This window comes from Variovorax sp. FW305-3-2-15-B-LB1 (genome assembly GCF_058787635.1).
The window spans coordinates 1-26,101 of sequence record NZ_JBYSZY010000050.1; the positions used below are offsets into that span (position 1 = coordinate 1).

A 26,101-nucleotide genomic window follows, 5' to 3' on the forward strand; every position below is an offset into this window, starting at 1 on the left:
CGGGGGCGTCGTGGGGGTCATGGGCGCCTATTTTGCGGCCGGGGGACAATGCGTGCCTCGCGCATCCACCACCCACTTCGCTCCCCGGGAGCCGCCTGTTTTGGACACTCTTCGCACCGATCTCTCCCTGGGAAGCACTAATAGAGTTCGCAACAAGCAAGCTCCAGTTTCCCCTCGGAGAGCTATGCAATCTTCCTCCTTGCCCGTGTCCGGAATAGTTCAAAAAAATCGCCAAAATCGGAAACTGGCTCAAGCCGATCACGAAATAGAGTTCAGAAGACCCCCATACCTGCCTGTGCTACCACCAGGAGGTGTTGAATTTCGCCGATCTCTGACCCTAGATTTCCATTGAATACTGACCCACCCGCTTTGTGAGCCTGAAGGCCTCACGGTGTGGATAAGTGCTTGATGTTCTCCTTTTGTGTGGATCTGCCGCAGATTGCGCCGCTGTTTCCGCGATTTGGTTGCCTCGATCGCGAGCCAGGTCGCGAGCTTCTCGGCATAGGGATCGAGCTTGCTTGAGCTCGTCCGCTTGGCGTAGCGCGGCATTTCTTCGCCCGCACGCAGGTACTTCTTTACGGTGTTGCGAGACAGGCCTGTACGCCTGGCTATCTCGCGGATGGACATCTGCTCGCGCAGGGCCCAACGTCTGATGACACTCAATGTCGCCACGTCTATCACTCCTAGGATCCCCTGCTTTAAAAATGAGCAGGGTAGGGTTTTACGTGGGTCAGTCTTAGACGGAAATTACTGCGCTAGCTGGGTCAATTTTCAGTGGCAATCAACACCCGCTATGCCACGAGTGCCGAATGCAGAGAGAGAAGGCGCGGCTTCACAAGACGCGGTCCTCCGCCGTCTTTTCCGAGACGTGTCGCGAACGCCGAACCCGCGCCATCGAGCCAATCCTCAAGAGATGATAGTGGTTGTCGCGGTGCAGTTTGATCAGTTGCACCGTCCGGCGCAGCACATCATCAAGGCCGATCGCCCGGTTCGGCAGTGGATCGACCTGGCTGCGCCCGTCCATGGCGACCACCCGGCCACCGCCCTGCTGAAACGCAAGCCGAACGGTCACGGTATCTATCGCATCTGCTTCTGGGTCAATGAAGAGGTGGCGCGGAAACGGATGGCGAGAGGAGGCGGTAGCGATGTACAGATCCTCATGCGGGTCAGGACGCTTGCCTTGACTCGAGTCTTCGAAGGTTGGACTTTCGAGGAGGATGACCATCTTCCTGGCGAAGCCGATCTGATCTGGAGCACTGAAGCGGTTTCGGTGGCCGATGAGGACTTTCGCAGGGGCGGCGTCCCTCTGGAGGACTTCGAGGTTTGGACAGAGGATGGAGGGTGGCGACCATGGCATTTTGCGGAGCCTATGTGGCCTGAGCCAGTACGCATGGCACGCATTGGTTGGGGCCGCGTTGCTTACCGGGGACCGCAGTACACCGTCGGTGGTTGCTACTGGCAGATACTGCCAGATCCTCGAGTTGGCCGCGCCCATCAGTTCTGGTGTCTGCTTACTTCTGACGAGGTGATTGGCGGCAGTGTGGTGGGCGATCTATCGGCCCTTTCAGGCGTCCTTGAGCAGGTGGTAGATGGTGCTGCGGGCGCGTACGCAGGTGCTATCTGTGGTGTGCTGGTCGTCGACTTGTTGAACGTCCCATTGCCCGAAGTGTGGACGCAACAATATGCAGTCCAATGGACCCTTGTCCATCGGAGCACTTGCGATCATTGGCCTTGGGGTACCCGATTTCTCGTGCGACGCCTGGTTGGCTCGCGCAACATGCTAGTCCCAGACGTCGAGCCCAGCGTTCTTCTCAAGTCAGGCGACGTGCGAAATCTGATCGTCCGATCGGGGCTGCGTTTGGCGAAAACTGCGCCTCGCGAGGCTTGGCTCTCCCATCTTCGATGAACTGCGCCAGCTGCTGGCGCACCCTCGCTTTTCACCCAGGATTTTCGAAATTTTTTTGAACTCTATTTTTTGATGGCCAGTAAAGTACTGGGCAATTTTTTGAACTCTATTTGCTTGTTTTGAACTCTATTAGCTTCGACCACTCCCGCTTCGACGCCGCCATCGTCGACCTCGACGGCACCATGGTCGACACGCTCGGCGACTTTGCCGAGGCCCTGAACCGCATGCTGCGCGACCTCGAGCTGCCGCCGGTGGCACCCGCCGCCATCGAGCGCATGGTGGGCAAGGGGTCGGAGCACCTGATCCTGTCGGCGCTGGCGCACGTGGGTGCACCGGCCCCGGCGGCGCTGTTCGATCGCGCGTGGGAGCGCTACCAGCACCACTACCTGGAGATCAACGGCCGGTATTCGGCCGCCTACCCCGGCGTGGTCGAGGGCCTGAAGGCGCTGCGCGCGCGCGGGCTGCGGCTGGCCTGCCTCACGAACAAGCCGACCTCCTTCGCCAAGCCGCTGCTGGCCGCGAAGGGGCTCGACGGCTTCTTCGAGCAGGTGTTCGGCGGCGATGCCTTCGAGCGCAAGAAGCCCGACCCGCTGCCGCTGCTGAAGACCTGCGAGGCGCTGGGCACGGTGCCCGCGCGCACGCTGATGGTGGGCGACTCGAGCAACGACGCGCGTGCCGCGCGCGCCGCCGGCTGCCCCGTGGTGCTCGTGACCTACGGCTACAACCACGGCGAGCCGGTGCGCGGCGTGGATGCGGACGGGTTCGTGGAATCGCTGGCCGACCTCGCGGCGGCCTGACGGGCCGCCCGGCTACTTACTGCTTTCCGAGCAGCGCGTCCTTCAGCTTCCAGTCGGCCGGGTTCGGGCCGAGCCAGATGCGCATCAGCGCATTGAAGAACGCCACTTCCTTCACCGGGTCGGGCTGCGGCACGCCGCGCACCGTGATCAGCGTGCCCGTGCCGGGCACCCAGTCGATGGTGAAGGTGTCGCCGGCCTTGAGCTGCTTCTGGTCCGCGAACATCTGGCCCATGCGCAGCAGGCCGGGGATCAGATTGACCATTTCGCTCTTGGGCGAGTTGTCTTCCACGCCCTTGACGAAGAGCTTGCCGAGCTCGTTGGCGTCGATGTCGCGCAGCATCGTGATCGCCACGCGCTTGGGGCCCGGCACGGCCAGCGCCTCTTCGGTGGTCGAGGCCTTCTTGCCCAGGTACAGGCCGGCGGTGTAGACCTTGATGATGGTCTTGTAGCGGATGCCCGCGCCATTGAGCACCAGCGGGGCGCCGCGCAGGTCCATCTGGTCGTCGAGCTTGACGCCCGCCACCTCGACCTGTGCCGCGAAGGCGCTGCCGCAGAGCGCGGCCGAGAGGACAGCGAGCGCCGCGAGGCGGGAGAACACGGCCGGGAGCAGGGGTGCGAGCAAGTGAGTCTCCTTGAATTTGCGAACGGTCGTGCGAATGTATCTTTTCGTTTTATCCGAGAGGCTCCGGGGGAACCCTGAAGCCTGCGGTTGCACAAGGCCTGGTTTTCGTGGGCTAAACTCGGCGCTCCATGTTCGTTCATCACATCATTCAAACAGGTGAAGGCAGCCGGGGAGCCTGGCCCTGGCGTCGCCATACATCGCTGACTGTTTGATTGCGCGGCGCACGCCGTGCGCCCGCGGTTCCGAGCCGGCACGCATGCCGGCACCGGGCCACTCTCGTGAATGACCTTGCCACCGGCCAAAGGAGCGTCGGCAGGCAACTGGAGAACGATCCGTGATCACCGAACTTGAATTCAAGAGCCTCAGCGCCCAGGGCTACAACCGCATCCCGCTGATGGCCGAGGCCTTTGCCGACCTCGAAACGCCTCTTTCCCTCTATCTGAAACTCGCCCATTCGCAGGGCGGCGGCAAGCACAGCTTCCTGCTCGAATCGGTGGTGGGCGGCGAGCGCTTCGGGCGCTACAGCTTCATCGGCCTGCCGGCGCGCACCTTGCTGCGTGCCTCGGGCTTCGGCGACGAGGCCGTCACCGAAGTCGTGACCGACGGCCAGGTCGTCGAGACCGCCAAGGGCAACCCGCTGGACTTCGTGGCCGACTACCAGAAGCGCTTCAAGGTCGCGCTGCGGCCCGGCCTGCCGCGCTTCTGTGGCGGCCTGGCCGGCTACTTCGGCTACGACACCGTGCGCCACATCGAGCGCAAGCTCGAAAAAAGTTGCCCGCCCGACGCGCTGGGCTGCCCCGACATCCTGCTGCTGCAGTGCGAAGAACTCGCGGTCATCGACAACCTGTCGGGCAAGCTCTACCTCATCGTCTACGCCGACCCGAAGCAGCCCGAGGCCTACGCCGTGGGCAAGCGCCGCCTGCGCGAGCTGAAGGACAAGCTCAAGTACTCGGTGAGCGCGCCCGTCGTGAAGCCCACGCAGGCACACCCGCCCGAGCGCAGCTTCGCCAAGGCCGACTACCTCGCGGCCGTGGAGCGCGCCAAGGAGATGATCGCCGCCGGCGACTTCATGCAGGTGCAGGTGGGCCAGCGCATCAGCAAGCGCTACACCGAGTCGCCGCTGTCGCTGTACCGCGCGCTGCGTTCGCTGAACCCGTCGCCCTACATGTACTACTACAACCTGGGCGACTTCCACGTGGTGGGCGCCTCGCCCGAGATCCTGGTGCGCCAGGAGAACATGGGCGACGGCGAACAGAAGATCACCATCCGCCCGCTGGCCGGCACGCGCCCGCGCGGTGCGTCGCTCGAGCTCGACAAGGCGGCCGAGGTGGAACTCATCAACGACCCGAAGGAGCGCGCCGAGCACGTGATGCTGATCGACCTGGCGCGCAACGACATCGGCCGCATCGCCAAGACCGGCACCGTGAAGGTGACCGAGGCCTTCGCGGTGGAGCGCTACAGCCACGTGATGCACATCGTGAGCAACGTCGAAGGCACGCTGAAGGACGGCATGACCGCCATCGACGTGCTCAAGGCCACGTTCCCCGCCGGCACGCTGACCGGCGCGCCCAAGGTGCATGCGATGGAACTCATCGACCAGCTCGAGCCCACCAAGCGTGGCCTGTACGGCGGCGCCTGCGGCTACATCAGCTACGCGGGCGACATGGATGTGGCCATCGCGATCCGCACCGGCATCGTGAAGGACCAGATGCTGCACGTGCAGGCCGCGGCCGGCGTGGTCGCCGACTCGGTGCCCGAGCTGGAGTGGAAGGAAACAGAAGCCAAGGCGCGCGCACTGCTGCGTGCCGCCGAACTGGTCGAGGAAGGCCTGGAATGAGCAACGCACCCGACATCCAGAACGACTTCTCGCACGAGATCATCGGCGCCGCCGTCGAAGTGCAGCGCGTGCTCGGCACGGGGCTCGACGAGGGCGCCTACGCCGCGGCGCTGGCCATCGAACTGGCCGAGCGCGAGATCGGCTTTGCGCGCGACGTGGCGCTGTCGGCCAGCTACAAGGGCCGGTCGCTGGGCGAGGTGTACCGCGCGGGCTTCGTGATCGAGCAGTCGGTCATCGTCGAGCTGCGCGCCGTCGACGTGCTGACCGACCTGCACCGCGCGCAGGTGCTCGCTGCACTGCGCCTGTCGGGCCTCAAGCTGGGCCTCCTGATCAACTTCAACGTGTTCCCCGTCGTCAAGGGCGTGCACCGGATTGTGAGCAAGCCATGAAACTGCTGATGATCGACAACTACGATTCGTTCACCTACAACATCGTCCAGTACTTCGGCGAGCTGGGGGCGGACGTGCAGGTGCACCGCAACGACGAGATCACCGTCGAGCAGATTGGCGTGCTGATCGCTTCGGGCGTGACGCGGCTGGTGGTGTCGCCGGGTCCGTGTTCGCCGGCCGAGGCGGGCGTGTCGGTGGCGGCCATCGAGGCCTTCGCGGGCAAGCTGCCCATCCTGGGCGTGTGCCTGGGCCACCAGGCGATCGGCGCAGCCTTCGGCGGCAAGATCGTGCGCGCGCAGCAGCTCATGCACGGCAAGACCAGCGAGATCACGACCACGCAAGAGGGCGTGTTCGCGGGGCTGCCGCAGAAGTTCATCGTCAACCGCTACCACTCGCTCTCGATCGAGCGCGAGAGCTGCCCGAAGGAACTGGCTGTCACCGCCTGGACCGACGACGGCGAGATCATGGGTGTGCGGCACACCGGCTTTGCGCATGACGTGCGCATCGAAGGCGTGCAGTTCCATCCTGAATCGATCCTCACCGAGCACGGCCACGCCATGCTCAAGAACTTTCTGGACTGACCCACCATGACCGAACGCACTCCCATCGTCGACCTGCGCAGCGACACCGTCACGCAGCCCACGCCCGCGATGCGCGAGGCCATGGCGGCTGCGCCGCTGGGCGACGACGTCTTCGGCACCGACCCGAGCGTCAATGCGCTGCAGGAGAAGATCGCTGCGCTGCTGGGCTTCGAGGCGGCGCTGTTCGTGCCCACCGGCACGCAGAGCAACCTGTGCGCGATCCTGTCGCACTGCGGCCGCGGCGACGAGTACATCGTCGGCCAGCAGGCGCATGCCTACCGCTGGGAAGGCGGCGGCGCCGCGGTGTTCGGCAGCGTGCAGCCGCAGCCGCTGGACCACGCGCCCGACGGCACGCTGCCGCTGGCGCAGATCGAGGCCGCCATCAAGCCCGACGACGCGCACTTTGCGCGCACGAAACTGCTGGCGCTGGAGAACACGCTGGGCGGCAAGCTGCTGCCCTTCGACTACGTGCAGGTCGCGACAGACCTGGCGAAAAGCAAGGGGCTGCAGCGGCACCTGGATGGCGCGCGGCTTTTCAATGCCGCCACCGCACAGGCTGCGCTGAACAAGCGAACCGACATCCGCGCCGAAGCCCGCCGCATCGCGCAGTGCTTCGACAGCGTGTCGGTGTGCTTCAGCAAGGGCCTGGGCGCACCCATCGGCTCGACGCTGGTCGGTTCGCGCGAGGTCATCGCGCGTGCCCACCGCATCCGCAAGATGGCAGGCGGCGGCATGCGGCAGGCCGGCCTGCTGGCGGCCGCGGCCTCGCATGCGCTCGACCACCACATCGACCGCCTGGCCGACGACCATGCGCTGGCGCAGCGCCTGGCACAGGGGCTCGAGGGCATCGAAGGCCTGAAGGTCGAGGCGCCGCACACGAACATCGTGTTCGTCGATCTCGCGGGGGCGGCGCAGGCGCGTTCCGCGGAGCTGCTCGCCAGCCTCAACCAGCAGGGCATCCTCGCGACCGGGCTGTACCGCCTGCGCTTCGTGACGCACCTGGATGTCGACGCCGCGGGCGTCGACCGCGCCGTCGCGGCGATCCGCGGCTTCTTCAAGGCCTGACGCCTGGCTACACGCACACACCGAGGAGACATTCCCATGATCACCCCCCAGGAAGCGCTGCAGCGCACCATCGAACACCGCGAAGTCTTCCACGACGAGATGCTGCACATCGTGCGGCTCATCATGAGCGGCGAGTGCTCGCCCGTGATGATGGCCGCACTGATCACCGGCCTGCGCGTGAAGAAGGAAACCATCGGCGAGATCACCGCCGCCGCGCAGGTGATGCGCGAGGTGTCGACCAAGGTGCCCGTGGCCGACACCACGAACCTCGTGGACATCGTGGGCACCGGTGGCGACGGCTCGCACACCTTCAACATTTCGACCTGCTCGATGTTCGTCGCGGCCGCGGCCGGCGCCAAGGTCAGCAAGCATGGCGGGCGCAGCGTGTCGAGCAAGTCGGGCAGTGCCGACGTGCTGGAGTCGCTGGGCGTCAACATCAACCTCAAGCCCGAGCAGATCGCGCAGTGCATCGCGCAGGTCGGCATCGGCTTCATGTTCGCGCCGAACCACCATCCGGCGATGAAGAACGTCGCGCCGGTGCGCAAGGAGCTCGGCATCAAGACGATCTTCAACATCCTCGGCCCGCTGACCAACCCGGCCGGCGCGCCGAACATCCTGATGGGCGTGTTCCACCCCGACCTCGTGGGCATCCAGGTGCGCGCGCTGCAGCGCCTCGGTGCCGAGCATGCGCTGGTGGTCTACGGCCGCGACGGCATGGACGAGATCTCGCTGGGCGCGGCCACCATGATCGGCGAGCTCAAGGACGGCGAGATCCGCGAGTACGAGCTGCATCCGGAAGACTTCGGCTTCCAGATGGCGAGCAACCGTTCGCTGCGCGTCGAGACGCCCGAGCAGTCGAAGGCCATGCTGATCGGCGTGCTGGACAACCAGGCCGGCCCGGCGCTGGACATCGTGCTGCTCAACGCGGGCGCGGCGCTGTACGCGGCCAACGTGGTCGACTCGGTGCCGGCGGGCGTGGAGCGTTCGCGCCAGGCCATCGCATCCGGTGCGGCGAAGGCCAAGCTCACTGAGCTGGTCAAGGCCTCCACCTCCTTCTGAGAATCAGGCCGTCGTGCCACCGAAAGCAGAGCAAGCCATGTCAGACATTCTCGACAAGATCGTCGCCGTCAAACGCCAGGAAGTCGCCGCTGCACTGAAGCGTGCCCCGCTCGAGGCCGTGCGCTTCGACGCCGAAAGCCGCGTGCTCACGCGCGACTTCGAAGCCGCCTTGCGCGCCAAGATTGCGGCCGGCCAGGCGGCGGTGATCGCCGAGGTCAAGAAGGCCAGCCCGAGCAAGGGCGTGCTGCGCGAAGACTTCATTCCGGCCGACATCGCGCAAAGCTATGCCGAGGGTGACGGCTCGGTCAGCGCGGCCTGCCTCTCGGTGCTGACCGACAAGCAGTTCTTCCAGGGCGGCGTCGACTACCTGAAGCAGGCGCGCGCCTCGTGCGACCTGCCCGTGCTGCGCAAGGATTTCATCGTCGACGCCTACCAGGTGTACGAGTCGCGCGCGATGGGCGCCGACGCCATCCTGCTGATCGCCGCCTGCCTCGACGACGCGCAGATGAAGGACTACGAAGCCATCGCGCGCGGGCTGGGCATGGCGGTGCTGGTCGAGGTGCACGACGCGGGCGAGCTCGATCGCGCGCTGAAGCTCAAGACGCCGCTCATCGGCGTGAACAACCGCAACCTGCGCAACTTCGAGGTGTCGATCCAGGCGACGATCGATCTGCTGCCGAAACTGCCGGCGGATCGCCTGCCGGTGACCGAATCGGGCATCGCCACGCGCGAGGATGTCGCCACGCTGCGCGCCGCGGGTGTCAACGCCTTCCTCGTCGGCGAAGCCTTCATGCGCGCCAAGGAACCCGGCGAGGCACTCGCCGCATTGTTCAAATGACGCGGCCGGACCAGCTGTCGAGCAGCGATCCTGCCGACTGGCCGGTGGCGCCGGGCTGGCAGCCGCTGGTCGACGAATTCTTCGCCAGCGCGGTCGGCCAGAAGCTGCAGGGTTTCCTGCGCGAGCGCCTCGACGCCGGGGCGGTGATCTTTCCGCCGCAGCCGCTGCGGGCGCTGGAGCTCACGCCGCCGGAAGACGTGCGGGTGGTGATCCTGGGCCAGGACCCGTACCACGGGCGCGGGCAAGCCGAGGGCCTGGCCTTCTCGGTGGCGTCGGGCGTGGCGCTGCCGCCGTCGCTGCGCAACATCTTCAAGGAGCTCCAGCGCGACCTGGGCACGCCGCCGCCGGCGTTTCCGAACCCGGGCGGCAGTCTTGTGAAGTGGGCGACGCACGGCGTGCTGCTGCTCAACACCTGTCTGACGGTCGAGGAAGCCCAGCCGGCCAGCCATGCAGGCCGCGGCTGGGAAGTGCTGACCGACGCCGTGATCCGCCATGTGGCGCAGGGCGAGCGACCTGTTGTTTTTATGCTATGGGGCTCGCACGCGCAAAGTAAGCGTGCGTTGATCGATGTTGGGCGCCATAAGGTGCTGATGTCGAATCATCCCTCGCCGCTTTCTGCGCTCCGGCCGCCGGTTCCGTTCATCGGCTGCGGTCATTTTGGTCAAGCCCGTGCATGGCGTGAGGCGCAGCAGTCGGGAGGCTCCGAACTTCGCTCATAATCAGAGGCTTCACACCTCGAGCAGGTTTCCACGCTTCATCTTTTGCTGGGAATCCTGTGTAGTCACAAAATCGTGCTATATTTCGAGGTTCGCCGGAGAGGTGGCCGAGTGGTTAATGGCAGCAGACTGTAAATCTGCCCTCTTACGAGTACGCTGGTTCGAATCCAGCCCTCTCCACCAGCGATGAATTTGGTTTCTAAGAGCGATTGGATCTAGCGCTTTGGGTGCCTTGAAGTGCCCCCGATGCGGGAGTAGTTCAATGGTAGAACCCCAGCCTTCCAAGCTGATGACGCGGGTTCGATTCCCGTCTCCCGCTCCAGAGACCCGGTTCGGCGCCGGAAGCGATTTGGTTAGAACAAAAGCCCTTTTGGCTCAGTGGTAGAGCACTCCCTTGGTAAGGGAGAGGTCGCGGGTCCGATTCCCGCAAAGGGCACCAGTTTTCTGGGGTTGCAACGACAGGCTTGCGACCCATCTGCATGCGTTGAAATCGTTTTTTTCGGAGTCGAAAAATGGCAAAAGGTAAATTCACCCGCACCAAGCCGCACGTGAACGTGGGCACGATCGGTCACGTTGACCACGGCAAGACCACGCTGACGGCTGCGATCGCCACTGTGCTGTCGGCCAAGTTCGGCGGCGAAGCCAAGGCTTACGACCAGATCGACGCAGCGCCTGAAGAAAAGGCCCGCGGCATCACGATCAACACCGCGCACGTCGAGTACGAAACGGCCAACCGCCACTACGCACACGTCGACTGCCCCGGCCACGCCGACTACGTGAAGAACATGATCACCGGCGCCGCCCAGATGGATGGCGCCATCCTGGTGTGCTCGGCCGCCGACGGCCCGATGCCCCAGACCCGTGAACACATCCTGCTGGCTCGCCAGGTGGGCGTGGGCTACATCATCGTGTTCCTGAACAAGTGCGACATGGTCGACGACAAGGAACTGCTCGAGCTGGTCGAAATGGAAGTTCGCGAACTCCTCGACAAGTACGAATTCCCCGGCGACGACACCCCCATCATCCACGGCTCGGCCAAGCTCGCCCTGGAAGGCGACAAGGGTGATCTGGGCGAAGGCGCCATCATGAAGCTGGCTGAAGCCCTGGACACGTACATCCCCACGCCCGAGCGCGCTGTGGACGGCACGTTCCTGATGCCCGTGGAAGACGTGTTCTCGATCTCGGGTCGCGGCACCGTGGTGACTGGCGCTGTCGAGCGTGGCGTGATCAAGGTCGGCGAAGAAATCGAAATCGTCGGTATCCGCCCCACTGTCAAGACCACCTGCACCGGCGTGGAAATGTTCCGCAAGCTGCTGGACCAGGGTCAAGCGGGCGACAACGTTGGCGTGCTGCTGCGCGGTACGAAGCGCGAAGAAGTCGAACGCGGCCAAGTGCTGTGCAAGCCCGGCTCGATCAAGCCGCACGTGCACTTCACCGCCGAGGTGTATGTCCTGTCCAAGGACGAAGGCGGCCGTCACACGCCGTTCTTCAACAACTACCGTCCGCAGTTCTACTTCCGCACGACGGACGTGACCGGCGCGATCGAGCTGCCCGCGGACAAGGAAATGGTCATGCCCGGCGACAACGTCAGCATCACCGTCAAGCTGATCAACCCGATCGCGATGGAAGAAGGCCTGCGCTTCGCCATCCGTGAAGGCGGCCGTACCGTGGGTTCGGGCGTCGTGGCCAAGATCCTCGACATCTAAGTCGAGCGTAAAGAGTACCGGAGGGGTATAGCTCAATTGGCAGAGCGTCGGTCTCCAAAACCGAAGGTTGTAGGTTCGATTCCTACTGCCCCTGCCACCTAGGTGGCACCCCGACAAGCCCATCGCGATCCGATGGGCTTCGGCGTCTCAAGAGACGCATTGAATTGAAGGCCGCGAGGCCACAGGAAATCAGCCGACATGGCCACTTCTCAAATCGAAACCGTGAGCACGGGTGCCGACAAAGCCAAGCTGGCTGCGGCGGTGGTGCTGGCAGTGGGCGCCATCGTGGCGTTCTACCTGCTGTCGCGCCAAGGCTCGCTGGTGCAATGGGCTGCGCTGCTGGTCGGCCTGGCCGCGGCCGTGGGCGCCTTCGGCAGCTCCGAGAATGGCCGTCAGCTGTGGGCTTTCGGTCGTGACTCGTGGCGCGAGGTCAAGAAGGTCGTGTGGCCGACCCGCAAGGAATCGATGCAGATGACGGCCTATGTGTTCGCCTTCGTGGCGATCATGTCCGTCTTCCTCTGGCTCACCGACAAGACGCTCGAATGGGTGTTCTTTGACCTCATTCTGGGCTGGAGAAAATAATGACCGACGACGCAGTTGAAACCACGCAGAGCACGCCGGAAGAGGAGCAGAACCCTCTCCTGACCCCCGCTGCCAACCCTGATCTGCGTTGGTACGTGGTGCATGCCTACTCGGGCATGGAAAAGGCCGTCGAGCGCAACATCACCGAGCGCATCACCCGCGCCGGCATGCAGGACAAGTTCGGCCGCATCCTGGTTCCGACCGAAGAAGTGGTCGAGATCAAGAATGGCCAGAAGCGCACCACCGAGCGCCGCTTCTTCCCGGGCTACGTGCTGGTCGAAATGATCATGGACGACGAGAGCTGGCACCTGGTGAAGCACACCAACAAGGTGACGGGTTTCGTGGGCGGCGCCAAGAACCGTCCGGCCCCGATCTCGCAGAAAGAGGTCGAGGACATCGTCAACCAGATGCAGCAGGGCACCGAGAAGCCGCGCCACAAGGTCGAGTTCACCGTGGGTGAGTTCGTGCGCGTCAAGGAAGGCCCGTTCACCGACTTCAATGGCACGGTGGAAGACGTCAACTACGAGAAGAGCAAGGTCAGCGTGTCGGTCATGATTTTCGGCCGCGCCACCCCTGTGGAGCTCGAATTCGGTCAGGTCGAGAAGACCTGATCCCATGGCCTGCCTTCGGGTGGGCCTGCCAGTTTCCGGCTGCGCGTTGTCCGACTCGGCGCGCGGTCTTGATCGAAGAGTCGTTTAACCCCGGGGAGCCGCGGCGAGAGCCAAGGCGATATCACCCGCAAGGAGCAAAGCATGGCGAAAAAAATCGTCGGCTTCATCAAGCTGCAAGTGCCAGCTGGTAAGGCCAACCCGTCCCCGCCGATCGGTCCCGCACTGGGTCAGCGCGGTCTGAACATCATGGAGTTCTGCAAGGCGTTCAACGCGCAAACCCAAGGCGTCGAGCCGGGTCTGCCGCTGCCGGTGGTCATCACCGCGTTCGCTGACAAGAGCTTCACCTTCATCATCAAGACGCCTCCGGCGATCACCTTGATCAAGAAGGCCATCAAGCTGGACAAGGGCTCGGCCCGTCCGCACACCGACAAGGTCGGCAAGATCACGCGCGCTCAGCTCGAAGAAATCGCCAAGGCCAAGATGAAGGACCTGACTGCCGCCGACCTCGACGCAGCAGTTCGCACCATCGCCGGCTCGGCCCGCTCGATGGGCGTGAATGTGGAGGGCGTGTAAATGTCCAAGATCACCAAGAAGCAAAAGTCGCTGCAAGGCAAGGTCGACAGCAACAAGCTGTACCCCCTGGCTGACGCCATCGTCATCGTCAAGGATGCCGCCACCGCCAAGTTCGACGAATCGATCGACGTGGCCGTGCAACTGGGCATCGACGCGAAGAAGTCGGACCAGGTGGTTCGCGGTGCTGTCGTGCTGCCGAACGGCACCGGCAAGACCAAGCGCGTCGCCGTGTTCGCCCAAGGCGCCAAGGCTGAAGAAGCCAAGGCCGCCGGCGCCGACATCGTCGGCATGGACGACCTGGCTGCGATGGTCAAGGCTGGCGACATGCCTTTCGACGTCGTGATCGCTGCCCCCGATGCCATGCGCGTCGTCGGTACGCTCGGTCAGATCCTCGGCCCGCGTGGCCTGATGCCCAACCCCAAGGTTGGCACCGTGACGCCTGACGTCGCCACCGCTGTCAAGAACGCCAAGGCTGGCCAGGTCCAGTTCCGCGTCGACAAGGCCGGCATCATCCACGGCACGATCGGCCGTCGCTCGTTCGACAACGACAAGCTGCAAGGCAACCTCGCTGCGCTGATCGACGCTCTGGTCAAGGCCAAGCCGGCGACCAGCAAGGGCGTGTACCTGCGCAAGGTGGCTGTGTCGTCGACGATGGGTCTGGGTGTCCGCGTGGACACGCAAACCATCTCGGCAAGCTAAAGAGATTGGCCCGATCCCGCAAGGAGAGGGCGAATGTGGTGGGTCGCGGCAGCTTCGGTTGCCGCGAGCCATCCAAGACCGCTGGTGTGCAGGGCGCTGCACTTAATGGCCGGATCGATCCTTCCGGTATCCAGCGCAGATGGCGACCCCACTGCAAGGAATTTGATTTTTGTTCCGAAACAGTTGGTCGCTGCATGAAGCGCGATCCGAGGCCCCGGCCGAAGGTCGCATTAAAAGGAGTAGACCTTGAGTCTGAATCGCAGTGAGAAAGAAGCGGTCATCAGTGATGTGACCAGCCTCGCCGCAAAAGCTCAAACGCTCGTGATGGCGGAATACCGTGGCATCACGGTGGCCGATATGACCAAACTGCGCAGCGAAGCGCGCAGCAACGGTGTGACCCTGAGTGTTCTGAAGAACACGCTGGCTCGCCGTGCTGTCGCTGGCAGCCCGTTTGAGATCGTCGGCGACCAGATGACCGGTCCGCTGATCTATGGCTTCTCCGAAGACGCTGTGGCTGCCGCTAAGGTGGTGGCCAATTTCGCGAAGACCAACGACAAGTTGGTGATTCGCGGTGGCGCATTCGGTGGCAAGGCCCTGGACGTCGAAGGCGTGAAGCAACTGGCCAACATCCCTTCCAAGGAAGTGCTGCTGGCGCAACTGCTGGGCTTGATGCAATCCCCGATCTCTCGTACCGCCCGCGTGCTCGCGGCGCTGGCCGAGAAGCGTGGTGGTGGCGAAGCTGCACCCGTCGCCGATGCACCGGCAGAAGAAGCGCAGGCCGCCTGAGCGCGCCCTCGTTTTTGAATATTCAACCCAATTGTTAGGAAACAAAAATGGCATTCGATAAAGACGCATTTCTGACCGCGCTCGACGCAATGACGGTCCTGGAACTCAACGACCTGGTGAAAGCCATCGAAGAGAAGTTTGGCGTGAGCGCCGCAGCCATGTCGGCACCCGCTGCCGGCGGTGGCGCTGCTGCTGCAGTCGCTGAAGAGCAAACCGAATTCAACGTCATGCTGATGGATGCTGGCGCGAACAAGGTGTCGGCGATCAAGGCCGTGCGCGAAATCACCGGCCTGGGCCTCAAGGAAGCCAAGGACCTGGTGGAAGCCGCTCCCAAGGCTGTCAAGGAAGGCCTGTCGAAGGCTGACGCTGAAGCCGCCAAGAAGAAGCTGGAAGATGCCGGCGCCAAGGTGGAACTGAAGTAATTCAGACCCCCTAGAGGGCTGGAGGTGCCTGAAAAGGCCCTCCAGCCTTTGCCGCTTTCAGAGCGCACCCAAAAGCCGGCTTGGCGCCGGTTTTCTCAGAGACCGAAAGGTCGATGAAAAAGCAAAAGCCAAGACGATTTTTGAGTGTCTTCTGAACCCGACTGCAGAAGACCCCTTGGTTCGGGCGATGTGCAATGCATCGCCGTCCGCCAACGGCTGGTAGTGGCCAGCCGCCAAGCAGTGGTGCCGTTCGCCCGGCATTGCTGACAAGTCGCTGAAGATCTCAAGCACCGGAGCTCTCATGGCCCAATCGTCCGCGTACAGTTACACCGAACGCAAGCGCATCCGAAAAAGTTTCGGTAACCGCGACAGCGTCGTCGAAATCCCTTACCTGCTGCAGATGCAGAAAGACGCGTACACCGCGTTCCTGCAAGCCGGCATCGCCCCCAAACAACGCACCGTCGAAGGCCTGCAGGCCGCGTTCGACGCCGCCTTCCCGATCGTCTCGCACAACGGTTTCGTCGAGATGAAGTTCCTCGAGTACAACTTGGCGAAGCCGGCGTTCGATGTGCGTGAGTGCCAGACCCGCGGTCTGACCTTCGCCTCGGCCGTGCGCGCCAAGGTGCAGCTCATCATCTATGACCGCGAGTCGTCGACCTCGCAGTCGAAGGTGGTCAAGGAAGTGAAGGAACAAGAGGTCTACATGGGCGAAGTGCCGCTCATGACCGACAAGGGTTCGTTCATCATCAACGGCACCGAGCGCGTGATCGTCTCGCAGCTGCACCGTTCGCCCGGCGTGTTCTTCGAACACGACAAGGGCAAGACGCACAGTTCGGGCAAGCTGCTGTTCTCGGCCCGCGTGATTCCTTACCGCGGTTCGTGGCTCGACTTCGAATTCGACCCGAAGGACATGCTGTACTTCCGCGTGGACCGTCGCCGCAAGATGCCGGTCACGATCCTGCTGAAGGCCATCGGCCTGAACCCGGAATCGATCCTCGCGAACTTCTTCGTGAACGACAACTTCCGCCTGATGGACAGCGGCGCGCAGATGGAGTTCGTCTCCGAGCGCCTGCGCGGCGAAGTCGCGCGCTTCGACATCACCGACAAGTCGGGCAAGGTCGTGGTCGCCAAGGACAAGCGCGTCACCGCGCGCCACACGCGTGAGCTCGAGCAGGGCGGCACCACGCACATCAGCGTGCCGGAAGACTTCCTGGTCGGCCGCGTCATCGCCCGCAACATCGTCGACGCCGACTCCGGCGAAATCCTGGCCAAGGCCAACGACGAGCTGACCGAAGCGCTGCTCAAGAAGCTGCGCACGGCCGGCGTGCAGGACATCCAGGTCATCTACACGAACGAACTGGACCAGGGCGCGTACATCTCGCAGACGCTGCGCATCGACGAAACGGTGGACGAGTTCGCTGCCCGCGTGGCCATCTACCGCATGATGCGCCCCGGCGAGCCGCCGACGGAAGACGCGGTGCAGGCCCTGTTCCAGCGCCTGTTCTACAACCCGGACACGTACGACCTGTCGCGCGTGGGCCGCATGAAGTTCAACGCCAAGGTCGGCCGCGACGAGTCGACCGGCCCGATGGTGCTGACCAACGAAGACATCCTGGCCGTGGTCAAGATCCTCGTGGACCTGCGCAACGGCAACGGCGAAGTCGACGACATCGACCACCTGGGCAACCGCCGTGTGCGTTGCGTCGGCGAACTGGCCGAAAACCAGTACCGCACCGGCCTGGCACGTATCGAGAAGGCCGTGAAGGAACGTCTGGGTCAGGCCGAGCAAGAGCCGCTGATGCCGCACGACCTGATCAACAGCAAGCCGATCTCGGCCGCGCTGAAGGAGTTCTTCGGTGCGTCGCAGCTGTCGCAGTTCATGGACCAGACGAACCCGCTGTCCGAAATCACCCACAAGCGCCGCGTGTCGGCCCTGGGCCCGGGTGGTCTGACGCGTGAACGTGCAGGCTTCGAAGTGCGCGACGTGCACGTGACCCACTACGGCCGCGTGTGCCCGATCGAAACGCCTGAAGGCCCGAACATCGGTCTGATCAACTCGCTGGCCCTGTACGCCCGCCTGAACGAGTACGGCTTCATCGAGACGCCGTACCGCCGCGTGGTCGACAGCAAGGTCACGATGGACATCGACTACCTGTCGGCCATCGAAGAAGGCAAGTACGTCATCGCCCAGGCCAACGCGGTCCTGGACAAGGACGGCAAGCTGACCGGCGACCTGGTCTCGGCGCGTGAAGCCGGCGAATCGATCCTGGTCGGTGCCGAGCGCATCCAGTACATGGACGTGTCGCCCGCGCAGATCGTGTCGGTGGCCGCCTCGCTCGTGCCGTTCCTGGAGCACGACGATGCGAACCGCGCGTTGATGGGCGCCAACATGCAGCGTCAGGCCGTGCCTGTGCTGCGCCCCGAAAAGCCGATGGTCGGTACCGGCATCGAGCGCGTTTCCGCGGTCGACTCGGGCACCGTGGTCACGGCCACCCGCGGCGGTATCGTCGACTACGTCGATGCGACCCGTGTCGTGGTGCGCGTGAACGACGCCGAAGCGGCTGCCGGTGAAGTCGGTGTGGACATCTACAACCTGATCAAGTATCAGCGTTCGAACCAGAACACCAACATCCACCAGCGTCCGATCGTCAAGCGCGGCGACAAGATCGCCAAGGGCGACGTGGTGGCCGACGGCGCATCGACCGACCTCGGCGAACTGGCCCTGGGCCAGAACATGCTGATCGCGTTCATGCCCTGGAACGGCTACAACTTCGAAGACTCGATCCTGATTTCGGAACGCGTCGTCGCCGAAGACCGCTACACCTCGATCCACATCGAGGAGCTGGTGGTGATGGCCCGCGACACGAAGCTGGGCGCCGAAGAAATCACGCGCGACATCCCGAACCTGGCCGAGCAGCAGCTCAACCGCCTCGACGAATCCGGCATCATCTATGTCGGCGCCGAAGTGCAGCCAGGCGACACGCTGGTGGGCAAGGTCACGCCGAAGGGCGAGACCACGCTGACGCCGGAAGAGAAGCTGCTTCGCGCCATCTTCGGCGAGAAGGCTTCCGACGTGAAGGACACCTCGCTGCGTGTGGACCAGGGCTCGCAAGGCACCGTGATCGACGTGCAGGTGTTCACCCGCGAAGGCATCCAGCGCGACAAGCGCGCCCAGCAGATCATCGACGATGAACTCAAGCGCTTCCGCCTCGACCTGAACGACCAGCTGCGCATCGTCGAAGCCGACGCGTTCGACCGTATCGAGAAGCTCTTGACCGGCAAGGTCGCCAACGGCGGCCCCAACAAGCTGGCCAAGGGCACCAAGCTCGACAAGGCCTACCTGTCGTCGGTCGAGAAGTTCCACTGGTTCGACATCCGCCCGGCGGAAGATGACGTGGCCTCGCAGCTCGAGTCGATCAAGAACTCGCTCGAGCAGACGCGCCACAGCTTCGACCTCGCGTTCGAAGAAAAGCGCAAGAAGCTCACGCAGGGCGACGAGCTGCCCGCGGGCGTGCTCAAGATGGTCAAGGTCTACCTGGCCGTCAAGCGCCGCCTGCAACCCGGCGACAAGATGGCCGGCCGTCACGGCAACAAGGGTGTGGTGTCCAAGATCGTTCCGGTCGAAGACATGCCCCACATGGCCGACGGCACGCCGTGCGACATCTGCCTGAACCCGCTGGGCGTGCCCTCGCGGATGAACGTGGGCCAGGTGCTCGAAGTGCATCTGGGCTGGGCCGGCAAGGGCATCGGCCAGCGCATCGGTGACCTGCTGCAGCAAGAGGCCAAGGTGGCCGAGCTGCGCAAGTTCATGGAGCAGCTGTACAACGGCTCGGGCCGCAAGGAAGAGCTCGACCAGCTGAGCGACACCGAGCTGCTCGCCATGGCCGCGAACCTGCAAAGCGGCGCGACGTTTGCCACGCCGGTGTTCGACGGCGCCTCGGAAGAAGAAATCCGCGGCATGCTGAAGCTCGCCTACCCGGACGACATCGCCAAGCTCAAGGGCCTGACCGAGACGCGCACGCAGGCTTACCTGTACGACGGCCGCACCGGCGACCAGTTCGAGCGTCCCGTCACCGTCGGCTACATGCACTTCTTGAAGCTGCACCACCTGGTGGACGACAAGATGCACGCCCGTTCGACCGGCCCGTACTCGCTCGTCACGCAGCAACCGCTGGGCGGCAAGGCGCAGTTCGGCGGCCAGCGTTTCGGTGAAATGGAAGTGTGGGCGCTGGAAGCTTACGGCGCCGCCTACGTCCTGCAGGAAATGCTGACCGTGAAGTCCGACGACGTGCAAGGCCGTACCAAGGTGTACGAAAGCATCGTCAAGGGCGAGCACTCGATCGAAGCCGGCATGCCGGAATCGTTCAACGTGCTGGTCAAGGAAATTCGTTCGCTGGGTCTCGACATCGAGCTCGAGCGTTCCTAAGTTGAAAAGGGAAAGAGTCTTATGAAATCGCTACTCGACCTGTTCAAGCAATTCACGCCCGATGAGCATTTCGATGCCATCAAGATCGGCATGGCTTCGCCCGAGAAGATCCGTTCGTGGTCTTTCGGCGAGGTGAAGAAGCCTGAGACGATCAACTACCGCACGTTCAAGCCCGAGCGCGACGGTCTGTTCTGCGCCAAGATCTTCGGCCCCATCAAGGACTACGAGTGCCTGTGCGGCAAGTACAAGCGCCTGAAGCACCGCGGCGTGATCTGCGAGAAGTGCGGCGTTGAAGTCACGCAGACCAAGGTGCGTCGCGAGCGCATGGGTCACATCGACCTGGCCGCGCCCTGCGCCCACATCTGGTTCCTGAAGTCGCTGCCGTCGCGTCTGGGCCTCGTGCTCGACATGACGCTGCGCGACATCGAACGCGTGCTGTACTTCGAAGCGTACGTGATCACCGACCCCGGCATGACCCCGCTGAAGAAGTTCGGCATCATGTCCGAGGACGACTACGACGCCAAGCGCAAGGAATACGGTGACGAGTTCATCGCCAAGATGGGCGCCGAAGGCATCAAGGACCTGCTCGAAGGCATCGAACTCGACAGCGAGATCGAACGCCTGCGCGGCGACCTGACCGGCTCCGAAGTCAAGGTCAAGAAGAACTCCAAGCGCCTGAAGGTGCTCGAGGCCTTCCGCAAGTCGGGCATCAAGCCCCAGTGGATGGTGCTCGAAGTGCTGCCCGTGCTGCCGCCGGACCTGCGTCCGCTGGTGCCGCTGGACGGCGGCCGCTTCGCGACCTCCGACCTGAACGACCTGTACCGTCGCGTCATCAACCGCAATTCGCGTCTGCGCCGCCTGCTGGAGCTGAAGGCTCCGGAAATCATCGCGCGCAACGAAAAGCGGATGCTGCAAGAGGCGGTCGACTCGCTGCTGGACAACGGCCGCCGTGGCAAGGCCATGACGGGCGCCAACAAGCGCGCGCTGAAGTCGCTGGCCGACATGATCAAGGGCAAGAGCGGTCGTTTCCGCCAGAACTTGCTGGGCAAGCGCGTAGACTACTCGGGCCGTTCGGTCATCGTGGTGGGCCCGACGCTCAAGCTGCACCAGTGCGGCCTGCCCAAGCTGATGGCGCTCGAGCTGTTCAAGCCCTTCATCTTCTCGCGCCTGGAAGCCATGGGCATCGCGACGACGATCAAGGCTGCCAAGAAGGAAGTCGAATCGGGCACGCCGGTGGTCTGGGACATCCTGGAAGAAGTGATCAAGGAACACCCGGTCATGCTGAACCGTGCGCCTACGCTGCACCGTTTGGGCATCCAGGCGTTCGAGCCGATCCTGATCGAAGGCAAGGCCATCCAGCTGCACCCGCTCGTTTGCGCGGCCTTCAACGCCGACTTCGACGGCGACCAGATGGCTGTCCACGTGCCGCTGTCGGTGGAAGCGCAGATGGAAGCCCGCACGCTGATGCTGGCCTCCAACAACGTGCTGTTCCCGGCTTCGGGCGAACCGTCGATCGTTCCTTCGCAGGACGTGGTGCTGGGCCTGTACTACACGACCCGCGACCGCATCAACGGCAAGGGCGAGGGCCTGATCTTCTCCGACATCGGTGAAGTGCAGCGCGCGCTGGACGCCAACGAAGTCGAGCTGACCGCCAAGGTCGCGGTGCGTATCACGGAGTACACCAAGGACAAGGAAACCGGCGTCTTCACGCCGTCGACCTCGCTCGTGGACACCACCGTGGGCCGTGCCCTGTTGTCCGAGATCCTGCCCAAGGGCCTGCCGTTCTCGAACATCAACAAGGCGCTGAAGAAGAAGGAAATCTCCAAGCTCATCAACGTCTCGTTCCGCAAGTGCGGCCTGAAAGAGACCGTCGTGTTCGCCGACAAGCTGCTGCAAAACGGCTTCCGCCTGGCGACCAAGGCTGGCATCTCGATCGCGATCGACGACATGCTGGTGCCCGCTGAGAAGCACGGCATCATCGAGCGCTCGGCCAAGGAAGTGAAGGAGATCGAACAGCAGTACGTCTCCGGTCTCGTGACCTCCGGCGAACGCTACAACAAGGTGGTGGACATCTGGGGCAAGGCCGGCGACGAAGTGTCGAAGGTCATGATGGCCAAGCTCTCGAAGCAGAAGGTCATCGACCGCCACGGCAAGGAAGTCGAGCAGGAGTCGTTCAACTCCATCTACATGATGGCCGACTCCGGCGCCCGCGGTTCCGCAGCGCAGATTCGCCAGGTGGCCGGTATGCGGGGCCTGATGGCCAAGCCGGACGGCTCGATCATCGAGACGCCCATTACCGCGAACTTCCGCGAAGGCCTGAACGTGTTGGAGTACTTCATCTCCACCCACGGTGCCCGTAAGGGTCTGGCCGACACGGCGCTGAAGACGGCGAACTCGGGTTACCTGACCCGTCGTCTGGTCGACGTGACGCAAGACTTGGTCGTGACCGAGCAGGACTGCGGCACGCACGGCGGCTACCTGATGCGCGCCATCGTCGAAGGCGGTGAAGTGATCGAGTCGCTGCGCGACCGAATCCTGGGCCGCTCGGCGGCGGACGACGTGCTGCACCCGGAAAACCGTTCGGTGCTGCTCAAGGCCGGCGAGATGTTCGACGAAGACAACATCGAAGCACTGGAAGCCCAGGGCGTCGACGAAGTCAAGGTCCGCACCGCGCTGACCTGCGAAACGCGTTTCGGCATCTGCGCGACCTGCTACGGCCGCGACCTGGGCCGCGGCGGCCTGATCAACATCGGCGAAGCCGTCGGTGTGATCGCTGCCCAGTCCATCGGCGAACCCGGCACGCAGCTGACGATGCGTACCTTCCACATCGGTGGTGCCGCTTCGCGCGCTGCCATCGCCTCGAGCGTGGAAGCCAAGTCGAACGGCTCGATCGGCTTCAACGCCACGATGCGCTACGTGACCAACAGCAAGGGCGAGCTGGTCGTGATTTCGCGTTCGGGCGAGATCGTCATCCATGACGAGCACGGCCGTGAGCGCGAGCGTCACAAGGTGCCGTACGGCGCCACGCTGACGGTCAAGGCCGACCAGCAGATCAAGGCCGGCCACGTGCTCGCCAACTGGGACCCGCTGACCCGCCCGATCATTACCGAGTTCGCCGGCAAGGCGCAGTTCGAGAACGTCGAGGAAGGCCTGACGGTCGCCAAGCAGGTGGACGAAGTGACCGGTCTGTCGACCCTGGTCGTGATCGACCCGAAGCGCCGCGGCGCTGCCAAGGTCGTGCGTCCGCAGGTCAAGCTGATCGACGCCCAAGGCCTGGAAGTGAAGATCCCCGGCACCGACCACTCGGTGACGATCGGCTTCCCGATCGGCGCCCTGGTGCAGATCCGCGACGGCCAGGACGTGGGCCCCGGCGAAGTGCTGGCACGCATCCCGGTCGAAGGTCAGAAGACCCGAGACATCACCGGCGGTCTGCCGCGCGTGGCCGAGCTGTTCGAAGCCCGTTCGCCGAAGGACAAGGGCATGTTGGCCGAAATGACCGGTACCGTGTCGTTCGGTAAAGAGACCAAGGGCAAGATCCGCCTGCAGATCACCGATCCCGAAGGCGGCGTCTACGAAGACCTCGTGCCGAAGGAAAAGAACATCCTGGTGCACGAAGGCCAGGTGGTGAACAAGGGCGAAAGCGTGGTCGACGGTCCGGCGGACCCGCAGGACATCCTGCGCCTGCTGGGTTCGGAAGAACTCGCGCGCTACATCGTGGACGAAGTGCAGGACGTGTACCGTTTGCAGGGTGTGAAGATCAACGACAAGCACATCGAGGTGATCGTTCGCCAGATGCTGCGCCGCGTCGTGGTCGACAACATCGGCGACACGAGCTACATCTCCGGCGAACAGGTCGAACGCAGCGAAATGCTCAACACCAACGACGCCCTGCGCGCCGAAGGCAAGATCCCCGCGACGTTCACCAACCTGCTGCTGGGTATCACGAAGGCGTCGCTGTCGACGGACTCGTTCATCTCGGCCGCTTCGTTCCAGGAAACGACGCGCGTGCTGACCGAAGCCGCGATCATGGGCAAGCGCGACGAGCTGCGCGGTCTGAAGGAAAACGTCATCGTCGGTCGCCTGATTCCCGCAGGCACCGGCATGGCGTACCACCAGGCCCGCAAGGTCAAGGACGCCATGGACGAGGCCGAGCGCCGCGCCATCGCCGAGTCGGAAGCTGCCGAACTGGCCGGCTCCGGCGACAGCGATGCTGCGACCAGCACGGTCGACGCCAACGAAGGCGCCGCGACCGAATAACTGGTTAGCATCACCGGCATGACCGGTTGCCCACGCCCTCCGACCGCTCCGGTCGGGGGGCGTTTTTCTTTGTGTTCGCAGGGTTCCGACCGATGACCAAGAGGTTCTGTTTCCGATGAGCGTCCTGCCCGATTCGCTGGCCGGCTGGCTCGTTGTCGCGCTGCTGCTGTTCTGGTTCGTGGGCGCCTACAACCGGCTGGTGCGTCTGCGCGCGGCCGTGCTCCAGGCCTACGCCGTGCTCGACGTGGCGCTGCGCAAGCAGCTCGATTTCGTCCAGGCCAGCATCACCGCCGCGCCCCGGCCCGAGTCGCCGCCCGAAGGCGCGCCCACCGTGGCCCCGCTGCAGGCCGCCACGACGCAGCTCGCGACCCTGCTCGGTGCGACGCGGGTGCGCCCGCTCGACCCGGGCAGCATGGCGGCATTGGCCACTGCGCTGCAGGTGCTCATCGCTGCATGGCGGCGCCAGTACCCGGGTGCGGTCACGGTGTTCGATGCGGACGGCACGCTGTCGCGGCCCGCGCCGCTGATGCCCGGCCTGGGCGGCGCGTCCGATCCGGCCGCGCCCATCGCCTGGCCCGAGCCCTCGGCGGCGGCGGAAATCGCGCGCGGCCAGTTCAACCAGGCCGTGGCGCAGTACAACGCGGGCATCGCCCAGTTCCCGGCGCTGCTGGTGGCCTGGATCGTGCGACTGCGGCCCGCGTCTCCCTTGCTCTGACCCGCCTCGACCTGACGACAGGCGGGTAACGCCTTCGTTTCCATTCCCACCGCGCGGCGTGCTGTCTTTCTCGCCCGTTACCATCGGCTCCAACTTGCCAGCAGATCTTTCCTCCGACCCCTCTTCGGGCAGCGCCTCCTCGGCGCCGCAACAACCGCCGCTCTGGCGCCAACTGCAACTGACCGCAGGGGCGCTGGCGTCGATTCGCGCCGGCACCTCGGGCACCGTCGCGTTCGAGGCCGTCGAGCCCGCGCTGCGCCCCGGCGTGCAGGCGCTCGGCTTCCAGGTGCTGCGCTGGCTCGGCCGCGCCGAGGCGCTGCGCCGCCACTTGGCCAAGCGCACGCCGCCGCCGCTGCCCGACGCCTTGCTGTGCACCGCGCTCGCGCTGGCCTGGCACAGCGACCACGCCCCTTACGAACCCTTCACGCTGGTCGACCAGGCCGTGGAAGCCGCCAAGCGCAACCCGGCGACGCGGGCGCAGGCCAGCTTCATCAACGCCTGCCTGCGCCGCTTCCTGCGCGAGCGCGACGAGCTCGTGGCCGCCACCGACACCGAACCGGTCGCGCAGTGGAACCACCCGCGCTGGTGGATCGAACGCCTCAAGCGCGACCACCCGCGCGACTGGCAGCGCGTGCTGTCGGCCGACAACGCCCAGGCGCCGATGACCTTGCGTGTCAACGCGCTGCAATCGACGCCGGCCGCCTACCTGCTGGAACTGGAAGCGGTGGGCCTCGCGGCCACGCGCGTCGGCGCCGACGGCCTGCAACTCGCGCGCGCCCGCCCAGTGCAGCAACTGCCCGGTTTCGCCGAGGGTGCCTGCTCGGTGCAGGACGCCGCCGCGCAACTCGCGGCCCCCTTGCTGCTCGACGGCCTGCTGCCGGCCACGCCCGGTGCCGCACCGCTGCGCGTGCTGGACGCCTGCGCTGCCCCCGGCGGCAAGACCGCGCACCTGATCGAACGGGCCGGCCCCGGCGTCGTCGAGGTGACCGCGCTGGAGGTCGACGCCGTGCGCAGCCGCCGCATCGACGAGACGCTCGCCCGCCTCGGCCTGAAGGCCAAGGTGGTGGTGGCCGATGCCGGCCGCCCCGCTGACTGGTGGGACGGCGCCCTGTTCGACGCCATCCTGCTGGACGCCCCGTGCACCGCTTCGGGCATCGTGCGGCGCCATCCCGATGTGCGTTGGCTGCGCCGCGAGAGTGACACGGCCCAGCTGGCGACCCAGCAGGCGATGCTGCTGGCCGCGCTGTGGCCGCTCGTACGGCCCGGCGGCCGGCTGCTTTATTGCACCTGTTCCGTGTTCCGCGAAGAAGGCTCGCAACAAATTGATGCGTTTCTTGTACGCAACACCGACGCCCGTTTGCTGCCGTCCCCGGGACACTTGCTACCCCAAAGTGGGGCGAATGCCCGTGGCGTCCCGGACAATCCCTCTGGTGACCACGACGGCTTCTTCTACGCCCTGCTTGAAAAACCCGCGCCGCACTGACGGCCGCCGGTCGATCCTGCTGGCCGGCCTG

The 26,101-nt window shown here is 64.5% G+C and carries 21 protein-coding genes, 4 tRNA genes and 1 pseudogene; 23 read left to right on the forward strand and 3 right to left on the reverse strand.

What is annotated here, in order from left to right:
• Positions 1-423: 423 nt before the first annotated feature.
• Positions 424-681: pseudogene (locus AC3WQR_RS24460) on the reverse strand (helix-turn-helix domain-containing protein); the annotation flags it as partial.
• 151 nt (positions 682-832) lie between these two features.
• Positions 833-1,225 (reverse strand): hypothetical protein, encoded by a 393-nt coding sequence (locus AC3WQR_RS24465; RefSeq protein WP_492744243.1) that lies wholly within the window; start codon positions 1,223-1,225, stop codon positions 833-835.
• A gap of 800 nt (positions 1,226-2,025) precedes the next feature.
• On the opposite strand from AC3WQR_RS24465, the gene AC3WQR_RS24470 reads away from it, so the two are divergent.
• The gene (locus AC3WQR_RS24470; protein ID WP_492744245.1) at positions 2,026-2,703 is read left to right on the forward strand and encodes a phosphoglycolate phosphatase; all 678 of its coding nucleotides are present in this window, start codon (positions 2,026-2,028) and stop codon (positions 2,701-2,703) included.
• 16 nt (positions 2,704-2,719) lie between these two features.
• On the opposite strand, the gene AC3WQR_RS24475 is transcribed toward AC3WQR_RS24470, so the two are convergent.
• Entirely contained in the window at positions 2,720-3,325 is a 606-nt protein-coding gene (locus AC3WQR_RS24475) for a chalcone isomerase family protein (protein ID WP_095743420.1), read from the reverse strand.
• 334 nt (positions 3,326-3,659) lie between these two features.
• On the opposite strand from AC3WQR_RS24475, the gene trpE reads away from it, so the two are divergent.
• The 22 genes from trpE (at position 3,660) to rsmB (ending at position 26,070) form a co-directional block, all read left to right on the forward strand.
• On the forward strand, positions 3,660-5,162 hold the full coding sequence (trpE, locus tag AC3WQR_RS24480) for an anthranilate synthase component I (protein ID WP_492744247.1): 1,503 nt from the start codon (positions 3,660-3,662) through the stop codon (positions 5,160-5,162).
• A complete protein-coding gene (locus tag AC3WQR_RS24485) occupies positions 5,159-5,551 on the forward strand; it encodes a GxxExxY protein (RefSeq protein ID WP_070063895.1) in 393 nt (130 codons plus the stop codon). Before trpE ends, AC3WQR_RS24485 begins: the two co-directional genes overlap by 4 nt.
• Complete coding sequence (locus AC3WQR_RS24490; protein ID WP_492744250.1) at positions 5,548-6,132, forward strand: aminodeoxychorismate/anthranilate synthase component II; 585 nt, start codon at positions 5,548-5,550, stop codon at positions 6,130-6,132. Before AC3WQR_RS24485 ends, AC3WQR_RS24490 begins: the two co-directional genes overlap by 4 nt.
• A gap of 6 nt (positions 6,133-6,138) precedes the next feature.
• Positions 6,139-7,197 carry a low-specificity L-threonine aldolase gene (gene ltaE, locus AC3WQR_RS24495; protein WP_492744252.1) on the forward strand — a complete coding sequence of 353 codons (1,059 nt, stop codon included), beginning with the start codon at positions 6,139-6,141 and terminating at the stop codon, positions 7,195-7,197.
• Positions 7,198-7,233: 36 nt separating this feature from the next.
• A complete protein-coding gene (trpD, locus tag AC3WQR_RS24500; protein WP_492744255.1) occupies positions 7,234-8,256 on the forward strand; it encodes an anthranilate phosphoribosyltransferase in 1,023 nt (340 codons plus the stop codon).
• A gap of 37 nt (positions 8,257-8,293) precedes the next feature.
• Positions 8,294-9,094 (forward strand): indole-3-glycerol phosphate synthase TrpC, encoded by an 801-nt coding sequence (trpC, locus tag AC3WQR_RS24505; RefSeq protein ID WP_487848674.1) that lies wholly within the window; start codon positions 8,294-8,296, stop codon positions 9,092-9,094.
• Positions 9,091-9,813, forward strand: a complete 723-nt coding sequence (locus AC3WQR_RS24510) for a uracil-DNA glycosylase (protein WP_487848673.1) — start codon at positions 9,091-9,093, stop codon at positions 9,811-9,813. The genes trpC and AC3WQR_RS24510 overlap by 4 nt, the downstream gene beginning before the upstream one ends.
• Positions 9,814-9,907: 94 nt before the next feature.
• Positions 9,908-9,993, forward strand: a tRNA-Tyr gene (locus AC3WQR_RS24515).
• A gap of 65 nt (positions 9,994-10,058) precedes the next feature.
• Positions 10,059-10,132, forward strand: a tRNA-Gly gene (locus tag AC3WQR_RS24520).
• A gap of 42 nt (positions 10,133-10,174) precedes the next feature.
• Positions 10,175-10,249: transfer RNA gene (locus AC3WQR_RS24525), tRNA-Thr, on the forward strand.
• Between the two features lie 73 nt (positions 10,250-10,322).
• Entirely contained in the window at positions 10,323-11,516 is a 1,194-nt protein-coding gene (tuf, locus tag AC3WQR_RS24530; protein WP_062478858.1) for an elongation factor Tu, read from the forward strand.
• Positions 11,517-11,537: 21 nt separating this feature from the next.
• Positions 11,538-11,613: transfer RNA gene (locus tag AC3WQR_RS24535), tRNA-Trp, on the forward strand.
• 101 nt (positions 11,614-11,714) lie between these two features.
• Entirely contained in the window at positions 11,715-12,098 is a 384-nt protein-coding gene (gene secE, locus AC3WQR_RS24540; RefSeq protein ID WP_062479313.1) for a preprotein translocase subunit SecE, read from the forward strand.
• Complete coding sequence (gene nusG / locus AC3WQR_RS24545; protein WP_062479316.1) at positions 12,098-12,709, forward strand: transcription termination/antitermination protein NusG; 612 nt, start codon at positions 12,098-12,100, stop codon at positions 12,707-12,709. The genes secE and nusG overlap by 1 nt, the downstream gene beginning before the upstream one ends.
• Before the next feature lie 141 nt (positions 12,710-12,850).
• Positions 12,851-13,282, forward strand: a complete 432-nt coding sequence (gene rplK, locus AC3WQR_RS24550) for a 50S ribosomal protein L11 (protein WP_056584627.1) — start codon at positions 12,851-12,853, stop codon at positions 13,280-13,282.
• Positions 13,283-13,981 carry a 50S ribosomal protein L1 gene (rplA, locus tag AC3WQR_RS24555; RefSeq protein WP_062479319.1) on the forward strand — a complete coding sequence of 233 codons (699 nt, stop codon included), beginning with the start codon at positions 13,283-13,285 and terminating at the stop codon, positions 13,979-13,981.
• 246 nt (positions 13,982-14,227) lie between these two features.
• Entirely contained in the window at positions 14,228-14,767 is a 540-nt protein-coding gene (gene rplJ / locus AC3WQR_RS24560) for a 50S ribosomal protein L10 (RefSeq protein WP_056584633.1), read from the forward strand.
• A 47-nt stretch (positions 14,768-14,814) separates the two neighbouring features.
• Positions 14,815-15,189 carry a 50S ribosomal protein L7/L12 gene (rplL, locus tag AC3WQR_RS24565; protein WP_070063901.1) on the forward strand — a complete coding sequence of 125 codons (375 nt, stop codon included), beginning with the start codon at positions 14,815-14,817 and terminating at the stop codon, positions 15,187-15,189.
• Between the two features lie 301 nt (positions 15,190-15,490).
• Positions 15,491-19,615 (forward strand): DNA-directed RNA polymerase subunit beta, encoded by a 4,125-nt coding sequence (gene rpoB, locus AC3WQR_RS24570; protein ID WP_369631092.1) that lies wholly within the window; start codon positions 15,491-15,493, stop codon positions 19,613-19,615.
• Positions 19,616-19,636: 21 nt separating this feature from the next.
• Positions 19,637-23,872, forward strand: a complete 4,236-nt coding sequence (gene rpoC / locus AC3WQR_RS24575; protein WP_062479330.1) for a DNA-directed RNA polymerase subunit beta' — start codon at positions 19,637-19,639, stop codon at positions 23,870-23,872.
• 115 nt (positions 23,873-23,987) lie between these two features.
• Complete coding sequence (locus AC3WQR_RS24580) at positions 23,988-24,587, forward strand: LemA family protein (protein WP_492744258.1); 600 nt, start codon at positions 23,988-23,990, stop codon at positions 24,585-24,587.
• Between the two features lie 94 nt (positions 24,588-24,681).
• Positions 24,682-26,070, forward strand: coding sequence for a 16S rRNA (cytosine(967)-C(5))-methyltransferase RsmB (rsmB, locus tag AC3WQR_RS24585; RefSeq protein ID WP_492744260.1), 1,389 nt, complete (start codon positions 24,682-24,684; stop codon positions 26,068-26,070).
• The last annotated feature ends 31 nt before the right edge of the window (positions 26,071-26,101 follow it).